Source organism: Pseudomonas sp. GW821-FHT09C10 (genome assembly GCF_059418085.1).
This window is the reverse complement of the sequence record NZ_JBWKPE010000016.1, coordinates 49,140-64,233: the sequence shown is the minus strand read 5'-3', so window position 1 is coordinate 64,233 and position 15,094 is coordinate 49,140. Positions and strand designations below refer to the sequence as shown.

The following is a 15,094-nucleotide window of genomic DNA, read 5'->3' as shown; positions in this document are numbered from 1 at the left end:
CCTGCTCACCACCACAGCCCCGCTCGCCACAGAGGGCGGCATCCTGAACAACACCAGGCCAGTGGTTATTTCTTTTTCTTCTTGTCGTGCTTGTCGGACTTGGCGAACGCTTCCTCCAGGGCAATGTTGATGGTGCGCAACACCTTGACCCGCGCCCAGCGTTTGTCATTGGCCTCCACCAGCGTCCACGGCGAGACCTCGGTGCTGGTGCGGTCGACCATATCGCCCACGGCGGCGCGGTAGTCGTCCCATTTTTCGCGGTTGCGCCAGTCGTCTTCGGTGATCTTGAAGCGCTTGAAGGGGATTTCCTCACGGGCCTGGAAGCGTTCCAGTTGGGTCTGCTTGTCGATGGCCAGCCAGAACTTGACCACGATCACACCGGCGTCGCGCAGTTGCTCTTCGAAGTCATTGATCTCGCCATAGGCGCGCATCCAGTCGGCCGTGGTACAGAAGCCCTCGATACGCTCCACCAGCACGCGGCCGTACCACGAGCGGTCGAACACGGTGAACTTGCCCCGCGCCGGGATCTTCTGCCAGAACCGCCACAGGTACGGCTGGGCCCGTTCATCCTCGGTGGGCGCGGCAATCGGCACGATGTGGTACTGGCGCGGGTCGAGCGCGGCCGCCACCCGCCGGATCGCCCCGCCCTTGCCCGCCGCGTCGTTACCTTCGAAGACCGTCACCAGCGCGTGCTTGCGCATGCGTTTGTCGCGCATCAGGCCGGAGAAGCGCGCCTGCTCGGTAATCAGCTGTTCTTCGTAATCGTCCTTGTCCAGGCTCAAGGTCATGTCGAGGCTGTTGAGCAGGCTCATCTGGTCGATGGCCGAGGGCAAGGGTGCCGGGTTCATGCCGCTGGCCTTGCCCTTGGGCAGCTTCAGGGCATTCTGCAGGCCTTCGAGCAGGATCTTGCCCACGGTGAGGCTGCGGTAGTTGGCGTCGACGCCTTCAATCACATGCCAGGGCGCGTAATCGCGGCTGGTACGGCGCAGGATGCGCTCGCCGAAATGCACGAACTTGTCGTAGGTCTCGGACTGTTGCCAGTCCAGCGGGCTGATGCGCCAACTGTGCAACGGGTCGTCGGCCAGGGCCTTGAGCCGTGCCTTCATTTGCTTCTTGGACAGGTGGAACCAGAACTTGAAGATCAGCGCGCCTTCATCGCAGAGCATCTTCTCCAGGCGCTCGGCGCCGGCGATGGCCTGGTCGAGCCGCGCATCCTTGATCTCGCCGTGCACCCGGCCTTGCAGCATCTGGCTGTACCAGTTGCCGAAAAAAATCCCCATGCGGCCTTTGGCAGGCAGTTGGCGCCAGTAGCGCCAGGCCGGGGGGCGGGCCAGTTCTTCGTCGGTCTGCTGGTCGAAGGTGCGCACCTCGATCAGGCGCGGGTCCATCCATTCATTCAGCAGTTTGACCGTCTCACCTTTACCGGCGCCTTCGATGCCGTTGATCAGGATGATCACCGGGAAGCGCTTTTGCTGTTGCAACTCGTACTGCACCTCCAGCAAGGCCTCGCGCAGGGCGGGCACTTCGGCCTCAAAGGTGTCTTTGTCGATGGCGTGACCGATTTCGGCAGATTCGAACATGGGCGGCTCCGTTCAAGAAGTGAGCAAGACTAGCGGATTGGGCAACAACGCGCGGGAGGAAATTCCACCGGGGCTTGCCGTGGGTCAATTCAAAGCCTGTTGATCGGCTAGAATGGCCGCCTTGCCTTTACCGAGCCGCCCATGAACCCCGTAACCCACGCCCAGCTCGACTGGGATGATCAAGGTCGCCCGCACTCGCGGGTGTTCGACGACGTGTATTTCTCCGACCAATCGGGCCTGGATGAAACCCGCTATGTGTTCCTGCAACAGAACCGCTTGCAGGAGCGCTTCGCCGCACTGCCGGCGGGCGGGCGTCTGGTGATTGGCGAAACCGGCTTCGGTACCGGCCTGAATTTTCTCTGTGCCTGGCAGTTGTTCGAGCAACACGCCGTAGCCGGTGCACGCCTGCATTTTGTCAGCGTGGAAAAATACCCCCTGAGCCACGCCGACCTGCAACGCGCCCTCGCCCTCTGGCCGGAGCTGGCGCCGTTCGCCGAGCAATTGCTGGCGCACTACATCTCCATCCACCAAGGCTTCCAGCGCCTGGTGCTGGACAACGGCCGCGTCACCCTTACGCTGCTGATCGGCGATGCCCTGGAACAGTTGCCGCAACTGGATGCGCAGATCGACGCGTGGTTTCTCGACGGCTTCGCCCCGGCGAAAAACCCCGAGATGTGGAGCGCCGAACTGTTTGCCGAGCTGGCACGCCTGGCGGCCCCGGGCTCGACCATCAGCACCTTCACCAGCACCGGCTGGGTGCGCCGGCTGATCAACGCCGCCGGCTTCAAGATGAAGCGTACGCCGGGCATCGGCCACAAGTGGGAAATCCTGCGCGGGGAGTTTCTCGGCTGGCCGGCCGACACGCCGGCACCGGCCAGCGCCAAACCCTGGTTCGCCCGCCCGACCATGCCCACTGGCGAGCGCCGTGCCCTGGTGATCGGCGGCGGCCTGGCCGGCTGCGCCAGTGCGGCCAGCCTGGCGGCGCGGGGTTGGCAAGTCAGCCTGTTGGAGCGCCATGGCGGCCTCGCCCAGGAGGCCTCCGGCAATCCGCAAGGGGTGCTTTATCTCAAGCTGTCGGCACACGGCACGGCGTTGTCGCAGATGATCGTCAGCGGGTTCGGGTACACCCGGCGCCTGCTGGAGCACCTGCAACGCGGCGTGGAGTGGGACGGCTGCGGCGTGCTGCAACTGGCCTTTAATGCCAAGGAGGCCGAACGCCAGGCGCAACTGGCCCAGGCATTCGCACCGCAGTTATTGCATCTGCTGGACAAGTCTCAAGCCCAGGCTCGCGCCGGGGTGGGCCTGGAACAGGGCGGGCTGTTTTTCCCCGAAGGCGGCTGGGTACATCCCCCCGCGCTGTGCCAATGGCAGGCGCGCCAGCCAGGTATCGAGGTGCTGGCCCATCATGAGGTGCTGGACCTGCGCAAAGTCGACGGCCACTGGCAGGCCTGGGACGGTGATCGACTGCTGGCCAGCGCCCCCGTGGTGGTGCTGGCCGGGGCGGCGGAGGTCAAACGGTTTGCCGCCGGCGCCGAGTTGCCCCTCAAGCGGATTCGCGGGCAGATCACCCGGCTGCCCCAGACCGCCGCCAGCCAGGCCCTGGCCACGGTGGTGTGTGCCGAGGGGTACGTGGCGCCGGCTCGCCTGGGCGAACACACCCTGGGGGCCAGCTTTGATTTCAACAACGATGACCTCACCCCTACCGCCGCCGAGCACGCCGGGAACCTTGAGCTGCTGCAGGAGATTTCCCCGGACCTGGCCCAGCGCCTGCACGCCGCCGACCTTGCCGCAGAGACCCTGGAAGGCCGCGCCGCCTTCCGCTGCACCAGCCCGGACTACTTGCCGATTGTCGGGCCGCTGGCCGACAGCCTGGCATTCGCCCAGGCCTACGACGCGCTGCGCAAAGATGCCCGCCACACGCCACAGGCCACTTGCCCGTGGCTGGACGGCCTGTACATCAACAGCGGCCACGGTTCCCGGGGCCTGATCACCGCGCCGCTGTCCGGCGAGTTGCTGGCGGCATGGCTGGACAACGAACCGCTGCCCCTGCCCCGCAGCGTGGCCGAGGCCTGTCACCCGAATCGCTTTGCAGTGCGCGGGTTGATTCGCAGCAACGCTGCAAAAACGGCCCCGTAGGCCGCGCTTCAACCTGCCGGTGGCAATTCGCAGGCGCCCAGTTCATCGAGCCTCAACGCCTCCTGGGTCAGGCGTTTGAGCTCGACGAGTTCGGCACTTTCCCGCGCGCGCTGGATCGCGCCCATCTGGGTGTGATAGTCAGCGTCACCCAAGGCTTCCCTTTGCGCCCACACCGCTTCCATGCGATCGCCAAAAGGCTGGGTCAGGGTGTCGAACGAACCGCCATGGGTGCGCCTCAGGTAACTGCTCCAGAATGGCAGCTTCACCATATAGTTCAGCAGTTGCGGGGAAAGCTCGGCCTCTTTCAACTGCGCTTCGGCAACCTCCAGCATGTGCTCGGTCACCCCGGCCAGGCTGGCAAAGCGCATATGCCGGGGCTGCCCGGGCAAATGAAAGCGCTCCACCAGCCCGGTGCGATAAGCCAGGCTGACCTCCAGCGGATCGAGCATCGGATGCTCGGCGCTGTGTCGGCTGGCCATGGACTCCAGGCGGTCGAGGCGAAACAAGCCCCTGGCCAACCTGAGCAGCGGCTTGGCCGTGACCCTGCCGCCCTCCACCCGTTGCGCGGCCTCGTGGATTTCAACCAGCACCTCCAGGTTACTGAAGCTCACGGCAGCGGCGTCATCACAGTTCAACGGCGTGGCCGCGCGCTCGAAAATCTCGGCACGCAGTCGGGTATCGGCAGCGGCCGCCTCCAGCACGCGCCAGATGCGGCGGTTCATGTCCTCGCGCACGTGGGTGGTGTCGGCGGCGCCCCCCAGGCCGGCCAGCAATTTGAACAGGCCGTCGGAGCCGGGTTCATCCTTGAGCCCCAGCCAGGTCTCGGCCTTTTCGGCGAAGTGTGTCGCGTGTTCATCGCCCAGCCACAGCTCCCGTGCGGTCTGCTCGTTGAGTCGCGCAATGTCATCCTCCACGAAGCCCATGCCCACGCCGATGGTGTCCCGGTAACGGTTCAAGGCCTGACGAGTGCTGGCGTCCAGAGGGTTATGCCGCACGTTGATGACTTCGGTGTGCTCGCGCGGCGCATTGAACAACCATGCCGGCAAACTGGCGATGTCATTGTCCCGCAGGTCGAGTTGCTCCAGGTACGGAACGCGGGTAAAGCCGGTGGGCAGACTGGTCAGCCGGCAGTTGCGCAGCATCAGGTTGCGCAACTCGAACATCTTATTGACGACGGGCGGGTCCACCAGGGGATTGTTGCTCAGGTCGAGCACGACCAGGCTCTTCAGGTCCGCAAGTTTGGTGCGGGTGTACTCGGTCAGTTGCAGGTGGTTATCGGCCATGTACAGCTGCCTGAGCAACGGCATGTGCTGGAGCACTTCCGGCAGCCGCGTCAGCCGATTGCCGTTCAACGCCAGGCTGTGCAGCCCCTTGAAGTGCTTGAGGAAATACGCAACGTCATCGTTGAGTCCCATGCGTTTCAACGACAATTGCCGGACATGCTCGAACTGCACGTGCGCCGGCAAGGTCGGCAACGCCCCGATGGCCATGCCGTCCAGGGACAGGCTCGGCACTTTTTGATGGTGTTCATCCGGCGCCAGCGACGCATATTGCCAACTCCGCTCGATGGCCCGTGCGGCCTGGTGTCGAGCCAGGCGGTAGTCTTGCAGCGCGACGTCCGAGTAGGGCTGCGCCGGTTTGTCCTTGGCCCACAGCCTCAACGCCCGCTGCAGTGCCTCATAGTGCTGCTCAAGGGTGCGCACGGCTTTGGCCCGGGACAGGTGATCGGTGCCCAAGTCCTGCAGGAAGGTCGACAGGCGCCGGTCATCGAATAACGGGAAGAGTTTGCGAGCCTTGCGCATCAGGCCCGCAGGCTGTGGAGGCCGCGCAGGCGGCGAGCCTTGCACACACGACAGGGCCTGCTCCTCGGGTACCGCGCGCTCGGGCCACAAATAACGGCCGATGCGATTGCGTTCATCCTGGGCCTTGCCAATCAATGCATGCCGCAGCTGGCTGGCCCTGCCGCTCGCGGTCAGGCGCAGCGCGTCGAGTTGGGCGGCAGACAAACTGTTGAGCAACGCCTCGTAGAAACCTTCCGGCCCGCCGGCCAGCGCGCCCAACGCCATACCTTGCCCATCGTGGGCGCGAAAGCCCTTGGCCGACTGCACCACGATGCGCCTCATATCAGCGTCTGCGTGGCCCACCTGGCCCAGGACAGTGCCCTGTACGCTTTCGCGGCGTACCTGCAAGAACAGATCCTCGGGCCAGCCCGGAACCCGTTGCAGCAACCCGGTGGCCACGCGCCGTGTCGCATCGGTGGCCAGCTCCGGCAAGTACAGGCCGGCCAGGGCGTCGTCTTCCTCCAGCGCTTCCAGGGCTTCCCGGGCCCATTGGCTGACCCGCAGCGGCACACGCCCGGTATGGCGCAAGTGCCAGCGCTCCGCCGTGGAGGCCTGGGTCATGACCTCCCAGGCCACCCGGATCGGCAATTGCGGCAAGCGTTGCTTGAGCTGGCCGTGATCGGTCTGATCGATGAAATCGGCATCCATGCGCAGCCGCTCATAGACTGCCTGATGCGTGGTCTTGAGCGAGGCGGTGAGACGCCGCGCCAGGGCCGCTTGCGCTTCATCGGCGTGGAAGGTGCCGCCGAGCAATTGCGCGGTTTCCTCGGGGTCGAGCGCGGCCAGCAAGGTGGGCAGAATCTGTCCGTTCCGCAGTTGTTGCGTGGTGAGGTGGATGCTCAAGTCCTCGTAATCGAACGGCGCGGTGTCTGGATGACGCTCAAGCAGGTCACCCTCGTCGTCAAGCAGTTCGAAAAAACGCCCGCGGGGCCATCCGTCCATCAGTGGCAGGGCCAGCATCTGCACACGGGTGGTGGCCGCATCGAGCGGGGCTTGATGCTCCATTTGCCAGATCAGGTCGCGAACCCCCTGGTTCAGCTTGAACCGCAGCGCACAATCGCGCAGCCGCTCAGGCAGCGGCAGGTTCTGCCTGGCCAGTTGCTGCAAGCGCGGCAAGGTCGAGCCGGTGATAGCGGCGATCTCCTGCAGGTGTCCGGCCGGTAAGGCGCTGAGACTGGGGTCCAGCCGCCCCAGGATATAGTCAGGGCTGCGCCATTCATCCGCCTGCTCGAACGAGAACTGCCAGCCGCCCTGGTAGTTGTGGGTCAAGGGCGGCCGATAGGCCGAATCCCGCTGCGGATGCCGGGCGCGCCAGCGCCCGGTGCGGGCGTCAAAGACAATCGAATACAGCGCCCCGTCGACATTCACATAGGACTGGCCATTGAGCTGATAGACCCCACGGGGGCTGGCCACTGTGCCTTCGAGCGAGACAGTGTGACGATACGACTCGGTACGACTGCGCCATAAGCGCGTGGTCTTGTCGGGCAGCCGCACGGCTTCGAGGCTGTCGTAGAACCCCGCCGCCGACGGCGTGGTTCGCCACAGCCGGCCCACCACTTTCGTACCCGCGGCGAACAACGCCATGGCAGCGAGGTTTTCCGCGATGTTCGTCAAGTGCCTGAGGGCGCCGAGCTTGTCATGGTGCAGCCAGTCATCCACCCCCTCGAACACCTCGCCAAGCAACTGCCCAACGGCCACGCCGGTCATCAATTGGCCCACCACCGGCACCACGAACCCGGCGACGTTGAGCACCGTCAAGCCGACATCCAGGTAATCCTGGATACGCTTGCGACGCGCGTCGTCATCGGCCTGGGCATTGGGAACCGCCAATACCCGCGCATCCAGCTGGATCTTGCCGACGCAGGCATTGAAAAAGAACGTCGACAGCTTACCCGTGACCGGGAGCGGCGCCACCCGCACGAGGATTTTCTCCTGGTCAAAACGCTCGAAAAAACCGAACCGCTCGGACTCATCCAGGTAACCCTTGAAGAAATCGCGATAAGTGCTGACGTGAAGCTTGAGGGTGAGGTAGAGCTTGAAATGCTCCAGTGATTCATAGCGGTACCACGGCCGCACGGGTTCGTTGGGCATATACACCACGATCGGGCCGCTGGAGAACCCTTCGGCCGACGCACTGGAAAACACCAGTACCCCCCACAGGCAGGCGCCGTCGATGTTCAGGCCTTGCCAGGTCAGCGGCTGCTGGTTGAACCACAGTTGCCGGATGTCCCTGGCGGGCATATCCGCCTTGACCAGGCCCAGCAGCAACGCGCGGGTCGATGCATCGATATCGCCCTTGGCATGGGCCAGATGCAGGTCGATCTGCATGTCCACGCAACGGGATTGGCCGACCTGCGTCACCGAAGGGTTGAAGTCCTGGTCGGGCGCCACCAGGTTGAACACTTCGCGCACATGGGTCTGATAGGCCTCTCCCAGGTTCAGCTCGCGGCAGTAGCCGATAAAGGCCTGGGCGCTGAGGGTTTGCGCAATTCGGCGCCTGGGGCCGATGCGCACCACGGCAGTGGTCGGCGAGCCGCCAGGCTCGGCAGCCGCCTGGGAGAAATTCTGCATGGCCGCTTGCAGCAGGCTGTGCTTCTCCAGGTTGACGGTCTCGATCATCTGGCCGCCCAGGTCCTGGCTGACACCGCTGAACGAGCGCCGGGGGATTTCCAGGGTGTCGTTTTCGATGTCCAGGCCCCCATGCCCCTTGCCGTCCAGGAAAGACTTGAGCCGTTCGGCACAGAATTTATCCAGCGGTTGCAGACGGTTCAGCACCCGGTGCAGGGTTTCACGCGGGCGCTCGCTGTCGGCGTACGCCTGCTCGATGGCCTGCAGTACGTGAGAGTCGGCCTTGACCAACCAGGCCGGCAGCGTGTCGTGCAAGACCTGCGCTTTATCCAGGTCACCGGTGATATTCAGCAGCGCCGCCATCAATTGGTCGTGGGGCACCGGCTCGAGCGCCTGGGTCAAATCAGTGGTTTGCGTCATTCGCAATGTTCCTTTATCGCGTTGAACAATGACGCCATACGATAAGCGCTGCGATCGCGCAAAAGGGTTCAAATAGCCGCAGGATCAGCCCTCGTAACCGTCGACTTTTTGCATCTCGCCTCGACTTAATTACCGCCCCTTTCACCCACGCCGCACAGGCTGCAGGGGTGTTCCGAATGGGGGGCGGCGGTTTGCCATATAACTTATTGATCTAAAACTCCGCGTATAGCCTCGGGTCAGTCCCTAGGTACCCGCCCTTTTGGTGCGGGTCTTTCTATCCCTCCCCAACGGAAAAACCGGTAAGGAACCTATGTGCGGATTAGCTGGCGAGTTACGTTTCGATCACCAACCTGCGGACCTCGCAGCGGTGGAGCGAATTACCCATCACTTGGCACCACGCGGCCCTGACGCGTGGGGTTTCCATGCCCAAGGGCCGATTGCCCTGGGCCATCGACGCCTGAAAATCATGGACCTGTCGGACGGCTCCGCCCAACCGATGGTCGACGCCCAACTGGGCCTGTCCCTGGCGTTCAACGGCGCGATCTATAACTTTCCGGAATTGCGCCAGGAGCTTGAAACCCTCGGCTACGCCTTCTATTCCGGCGGCGACACCGAAGTGTTGCTCAAGGGTTACCACGCCTGGGGCGAAGCGCTGCTGCCCAAGCTCAACGGCATGTTTGCCTTTGCCGTCTGGGAGCGCGATGCCCAGCGCCTGTTCATCGCCCGTGACCGCCTCGGCGTGAAGCCGTTGTACCTGTCGCGCACCGGTCAGCGCCTGCGCTTTTCCTCGGCCTTGCCGGCGCTGCTCAAGGGCGGTGATATCAGCCCGATCCTCGATCCGGTGGCGCTCAATCACTACTTGAATTTCCATGCCGTCGTGCCCGCTCCGCGCACGCTGCTGGCGGGCATTGAAAAACTGCCGCCGGCCAGTTGGATGCGCATCGATGCCGAAGGCAACACCGAGCAGAAAACCTGGTGGACCCTGCCCTACGGCCCCCATGAAGATGAAAAAAACCTGAGCCTGGAAGACTGGACCGACCGCGTGTTGGACAGCACCCGCGAAGCCGTGGCCATTCGTCAACGGGCCGCGGTGGATGTCGGTGTGCTGCTTTCCGGCGGCGTCGACTCGAGCCTGCTCGTCGGCCTGCTGCGTGAAGTCGGCGTACAGGACCTGTCGACCTTCTCCATCGGCTTTGAAGACGCCGGTGGCGAGCGTGGCGACGAGTTCCAGTATTCGGACCTGATCGCCAAGCACTACGGCACCCGTCACCATCAACTGCGCATTGCCGAAAGCGAGATCATCGAACAACTGCCGGCGGCGTTCCGCGCCATGAGCGAGCCGATGGTCAGCCATGACTGCATCGCCTTCTACCTGCTGTCGCGGGAAGTGGCCAAGCATTGCAAGGTGGTGCAGAGCGGCCAGGGCGCCGATGAGTTGTTCGCCGGTTACCACTGGTACCCGCAGGTGGATGGCGCCAGCGACCCGTATGCCGCCTACCGCGAGGCGTTCTTCGACCGCAGCTACGATGACTACGCCGCCACCGTCGCGCCGAAATGGCTGACCGCCAACGACGCCGCCGGCGACTTCGTACGCGAGCATTTTGCGATGCCCGGCGCGGACGCCGCCGTGGACAAGGCCCTGCGCCTGGACAGCACGGTGATGCTGGTGGATGACCCGGTCAAACGTGTCGACAACATGACTATGGCCTGGGGCCTGGAAGCGCGCACGCCCTTCCTCGACTACCGCCTGGTGGAACTGTCGGCCCGTGTACCAGGCAAATTCAAATTGCCCGACGGTGGCAAGCAAGTATTGAAAGAGGCCGCGCGCCGGGTCATCCCGAGCGAAGTCATCGACCGCAAGAAAGGCTACTTCCCGGTGCCGGGCCTCAAGCATTTGCAGGGCGACACCCTGAATTGGGTGCGCGAACTGCTGCTGGACCCAAGCCAGAATCGCGGCCTGTTCAACCCGGCCATGCTCGACCGCCTGCTCACTGACCCGCAGGGTCAATTGACCCCGTTGCGCGGCTCGAAGCTGTGGCAACTGGCCGCGCTGAACCTGTGGCTCAGCGAACAAGGAATCTGATTGATGAAACCCCATGCAGCGGCTTACAGCCAACGCTTGTTGAAGGGCCAGGCGCCGACCTACGAGCGCCTGCAAGCGCGTCTGGCCGAAGATGGCAGCCCGCTGGCCGCCGAGCCGATCGCCGTGCATTGCGGCTGGGGCCGGTTGTTGATCGGCCATACCTTCCCGGACCCGGCCAGCCTGGCCCAGGAACTGCTCAACGAACAGACTGGCGAGCGCGATATCGCGCTGTATGTGGCTGCGCCCCAGCAGATCCTCGGGATTGATCCGCAGCAGTTGTTCCTCGACCCATCCGACACCCTGCGCCTGTGGTTCAGCGACTATCGCCCGTCCACCCGCGTGTTTCGCGGTTTCCGCATTCGCCGGGTGCAAAGCGAGGCCGATTGGCTGGCGGTCAACCAGTTGTATCAAGGCCGCGGCATGTTGCCGGTCGACGCCGAACGCCTGACACCGCGCCACGAAGGCGGCCCGGTGTACTGGCTGGCCGAGGACGAAGACAGTGGCGCGGTGATCGGGAGCGTGATGGGCCTCAATCACCAGAAAGCCTTCCACGACCCGGAAAACGGCTGCAGCCTGTGGTGCCTGGCGGTCGACCCGCTGTGCACACGCCCCGGCGTGGGCGAAGTGTTGGTGCGCCACCTGGTGGAGCACTTTATGAGCCGTGGCCTGAGCTATCTCGACCTGTCGGTGCTGCACGATAACCGCCAGGCCAAGAACCTCTACGCCAAGCTCGGCTTCCGTGCGCTGACCACCTTTGCGATCAAGCGCAAGAACGGTATCAACCAACCGCTGTTCCTCGGTCCCGGCCCCCAGGCGGGGTTCAACCCGTATGCGCGGATCATTGTCGAAGAGGCCCATCGACGCGGCATCGATGTGCAGGTGGATGACGCCGATGCCGGTTTGTTCACCCTCAGCCATGGTGGCCGCCGCGTGCGCTGCCGCGAGTCGCTGAGCGACCTGACCAGCGCGATCAGCATGACCCTGTGCCAGGACAAGAGCCTCACCCACAAGGTGTTGAAAGCGGCGGGCTTGAAACTGCCTGCGCAACAACTGGCAGGCAGCGCCGATGACAATCTGGAGTTCCTCGACGAACACCAGCGCGTCGTGGTCAAGCCGCTCGATGGCGAGCAAGGCCAGGGCGTGGCGGTGGACCTGCAGAGCATTGAAGAGGTGCAGCAGGCAATCGAAGCCGCGCGCCAGTTCGACAGCCGCGTGTTGCTGGAGAGCTTCCACCAAGGCCTGGACCTGCGCATTTTGGTAATCGGCTTCGAGGTGGTCGCTGCTGCGATTCGCCGTCCCGCCGAAGTGACCGGTGACGGCCAGCATTCCATTGGCGCGCTGATCGAGGCCCAGAGCCGACGGCGGCAGGCGGCCACCGACGGCGAAAGCAAAATCCCCGTGGATGCAGAAACCGAACGCACCCTGCACGCCGCCGGCTACGACTACAGCAGCATCCTGCCCCGGGGCCAGACCCTGGCCGTACGCCGCACCGCCAACCTGCACACCGGCGGCTGCCTGGAGGACGTCACCGCGATCCTCCATCCCACCCTGGTGGACGCCGCCGTGCGCGCCGCCCGCGCCCTGGATATCCCCATGGTGGGCCTGGACCTTATGGTGGCCGCGGCCGATCAACCCGAGTACGTCTTTATCGAAGCCAACGAGCGGGCCGGCCTGGCCAACCATGAACCGCAGCCGACGGCGGAGAAGTTTGTGGACCTGTTATTCCCCCATAGCCAGCCGACAGCTCAATAACCCTGTGGTGAGCGGGCTTGCCACAACAAGCCCCTTGGCCACAACAGCCCCACTGGCCAAAGAATTTCACTTATTTCATCAGGAGTCTTCATGAGCCGAACCATCCCCGAACCGGATCTCAACTACCTGCAAAAAGTCCTGCTGGAAATGCTCGCCATTCCCAGCCCTACCGGGTTTACCGACACCATCGTGCGCTACGTCGCCGAGCGCCTGGAAGAGCTGGGCATCCCGTTTGAAATGACCCGCCGCGGGACCATTCGCGCCACCCTCAAGGGCCAGAAAAACAGCCCCGACCGTGCGGTGTCGGCGCACCTGGACACCATCGGCGCCGCCGTGCGCGCGATCAAGGACAACGGCCGCCTGACCCTGGCGCCCGTCGGCTGCTGGTCGAGCCGCTTTGCCGAAGGCAGCCGCGTCAGCCTGTTTACCGACAACGGAGTGATCCGTGGCAGCGTGTTGCCGTTGATGGCCTCCGGGCACGCGTTCAACACCGCCGTGGATGAAATGCCAGTGAGCTGGGACCATGTGGAATTGCGCCTGGATGCCTACTGCGCCACCCGCGCCGATTGCGATTCCCTGGGGATCGGCATCGGCGACTACGTGGCGTTCGACCCATTGCCCGAGTTCACCGAGAGCGGGCATATCAGTGCCCGCCACCTGGACGATAAAGCCGGCGTCGCCGCGCTGTTGGCTGCGCTCAAGGCCATCGTCGACAGCGGCGAACCGTTGCTGATCGACTGCCACCCGCTGTTCACCATCACCGAGGAAACCGGCAGCGGCGCCGCGGCGGCCCTGCCCTGGGATGTGAGTGAATTTGTCGGTATCGATATCGCCCCGGTCGCCCCCGGCCAGCACTCCAGCGAGCACGCGGTCAGTGTGGCCATGCAGGATTCCGGCGGGCCGTATGACTATCACCTCTCCCGCCACTTGCTGCGCCTGGCCTCGGATAACGACTTGCCCGTGCGCCGCGACCTGTTCCGCTATTACTTCAGCGATGCCCACTCGGCGGTGACGGCCGGCCACGACATCCGCACCGCGCTGCTGGCGTTCGGTTGCGATGCGACCCATGGTTATGAGCGCACCCATATCGACAGCCTGGCGGCGCTGAGCCGGCTGTTGGGCGCGTATATCCTCAGCCCGCCGGTGTTCGCCAGTGACGCACAACCGGCCCAGGGCTCACTGGATCGGTTCAGCCATCAGATCGAGCACGAAACGCAGATGGAGAGCGACACGCGTGTGCCATCGGTGGACAGCCTGGTCGGCCAGAAGTCCTGACGCTGGCAACTGCGGTCCCGGCGCAGTAGGATCGCCGGGATACATTATCTGAGGCTTGTATGCTGATTCCCTACGACGCACTTGAAGTCGACACCCTGACCCGCCTTATCGAAGACTTCGTGACCCGCGACGGCACCGACAATGGTGACGACACGCCCCTGGAAACCCGCGTGCTGCGGGTGCGCCAGGCGCTGACCAAGGGCCAGGCGCTGATTGTGTTCGACCCGGACAGCGAGCAGTGCCAGTTGATGCTCAAGCACGATGTGCCCAAGCATCTGTTCGACTGACTCAGGGATTGGTGGAGGGCTGGGATGGGGAGGTTTGACGCTTGAGGATTTTTTGGTACACCTCGGCGCGATGGACATGCACCCCGACGGGCGCAACAACACCAAATTTCACCTGATTACCGTTCAGCTCGAGAATGCGCACGGTGATGTCATCACCGATGGCGATGATTTCGCCTACGGCGCGGCTTAAGACCAGCATGGCGGTTGTCCTTATTGAATGACAGGACCCCGACCATGCGCGCTGGGTGTGGGCGCAGCAATGCCTCGCGGCAAAATCAGGCAACACCTACATATGCAGGTAAATTGCCTGACAGACTACTGCCTGATCAGCCCTTAACAGCCTGTGCCTTGGCGCGCATCTTGTCGGCCATGGTGGTCATTTCGTCATAGAGCAACTGCGGGTTCTTCTGCTTCAGGGCCCAGGCCATCCGCCCCTGCTCATGGGGCAGGATCATGAATTCGCCCTGCGCCACACGCTGGTAGATGTAGTCGGCAATGTCCGCCGCCGAGATCGGCGAACTCTCCAACAACTTGCCGACCTGCGCCTTCATCGCCGGTGTGGGCCCACGAAACGAATCCAACAGGTTGGTCTGGAAGAACGACGGGCACACCACATGCACGCCGACTTCCTGCTGCTTGAGCTCCACCAGCAAACTCTCCGACAGCGCCACCACACCGGCCTTGGCCACGTTGTAGTTGCTCATGGCGGGCCCCTGCATCAGGGCCGCCATCGAGGCGATGTTGATGATGCGGCCCTTGCTCTTTTCCAGCAGCGGCAGGAACGCCTTGCAGCCCTTGACCACGCCCATCAGGTTGATTGCGATCTGCCAGTCCCAGTCCTCCAGGGACAGTTCGGCAAAGAAACCGCCCGAGGCCACGCCGGCATTGTTGACGATCACATCGATGCCGCCCAGCTTCACTTCGCAGGCCTGGGCAAACGCCGTGAGCTGGCTGTAGTCGCGCACGTCGCAGCGCTGGATAAAGCCATCGCCACCGGCTTCACGCACGCGCTTCAGGGTGTCCTGCAAGCCTGGCTCGCTGACGTCCGACAAGGCCAACTGCCAACCCTCACGGGCCCAGCGCAGAGCGATTTCACGACCCAGGCCGGACCCGGCGCCAGTGATCATCATGCGATTTTGCATAGGAAGTAGC

The 15,094-nt window shown here is 63.9% G+C and carries 9 protein-coding genes; 5 read left to right on the top strand and 4 right to left on the bottom strand.

Annotated features, from left to right (window positions below; genetic code table 11):
- Positions 1 to 65: 65 nt before the first annotated feature.
- Positions 66 to 1,580 carry a polyphosphate:AMP phosphotransferase gene (gene pap / locus AC07OT_RS25645; protein ID WP_495109364.1) on the bottom strand — a complete coding sequence of 505 codons (1,515 nt, stop codon included), beginning with the start codon at positions 1,578 to 1,580 and terminating at the stop codon, positions 66 to 68.
- 141 nt (positions 1,581 to 1,721) lie between these two features.
- On the opposite strand from pap, the gene mnmC reads away from it, so the two are divergent.
- A complete protein-coding gene (gene mnmC / locus AC07OT_RS25640) occupies positions 1,722 to 3,716 on the top strand; it encodes a bifunctional tRNA (5-methylaminomethyl-2-thiouridine)(34)-methyltransferase MnmC2/FAD-dependent 5-carboxymethylaminomethyl-2-thiouridine(34) oxidoreductase MnmC1 (RefSeq protein WP_495109363.1) in 1,995 nt (664 codons plus the stop codon).
- An 8-nt stretch (positions 3,717 to 3,724) separates the two neighbouring features.
- Here mnmC and AC07OT_RS25635 read toward each other — a convergent pair whose 3' ends face one another.
- Positions 3,725 to 8,545 carry an NEL-type E3 ubiquitin ligase domain-containing protein gene (locus AC07OT_RS25635; RefSeq protein ID WP_495109362.1) on the bottom strand — a complete coding sequence of 1,607 codons (4,821 nt, stop codon included), beginning with the start codon at positions 8,543 to 8,545 and terminating at the stop codon, positions 3,725 to 3,727.
- A gap of 310 nt (positions 8,546 to 8,855) precedes the next feature.
- Here AC07OT_RS25635 and AC07OT_RS25630 point away from each other — a divergent pair, with 310 nt between their 5' ends.
- From AC07OT_RS25630 to AC07OT_RS25615, 4 genes are all read left to right on the top strand, one after another.
- Positions 8,856 to 10,628 carry an N-acetylglutaminylglutamine amidotransferase gene (locus AC07OT_RS25630; protein WP_495109361.1) on the top strand — a complete coding sequence of 591 codons (1,773 nt, stop codon included), beginning with the start codon at positions 8,856 to 8,858 and terminating at the stop codon, positions 10,626 to 10,628.
- A gap of 3 nt (positions 10,629 to 10,631) precedes the next feature.
- A complete protein-coding gene (gene ngg, locus AC07OT_RS25625) occupies positions 10,632 to 12,380 on the top strand; it encodes an N-acetylglutaminylglutamine synthetase (RefSeq protein ID WP_495109360.1) in 1,749 nt (582 codons plus the stop codon).
- A gap of 90 nt (positions 12,381 to 12,470) precedes the next feature.
- Entirely contained in the window at positions 12,471 to 13,655 is a 1,185-nt protein-coding gene (locus AC07OT_RS25620; protein ID WP_027603950.1) for an osmoprotectant NAGGN system M42 family peptidase, read from the top strand.
- A gap of 59 nt (positions 13,656 to 13,714) precedes the next feature.
- Positions 13,715 to 13,942: a YheU family protein gene (locus AC07OT_RS25615; RefSeq protein ID WP_003236706.1), complete on the top strand. Its 228-nt coding sequence runs from the start codon at positions 13,715 to 13,717 to the stop codon at positions 13,940 to 13,942.
- Between the two features lies 1 nt (position 13,943).
- Here the strand turns inward: AC07OT_RS25615 and csrA are convergent, their stop codons facing one another.
- Both csrA and AC07OT_RS25605 read right to left on the bottom strand, forming a co-directional pair.
- On the bottom strand, positions 13,944 to 14,141 hold the full coding sequence (gene csrA / locus AC07OT_RS25610; protein WP_495109359.1) for a carbon storage regulator CsrA: 198 nt from the start codon (positions 14,139 to 14,141) through the stop codon (positions 13,944 to 13,946).
- A gap of 127 nt (positions 14,142 to 14,268) precedes the next feature.
- Complete coding sequence (locus AC07OT_RS25605) at positions 14,269 to 15,084, bottom strand: SDR family oxidoreductase (RefSeq protein ID WP_065940493.1); 816 nt, start codon at positions 15,082 to 15,084, stop codon at positions 14,269 to 14,271.
- Positions 15,085 to 15,094: the final 10 nt, after the last annotated feature.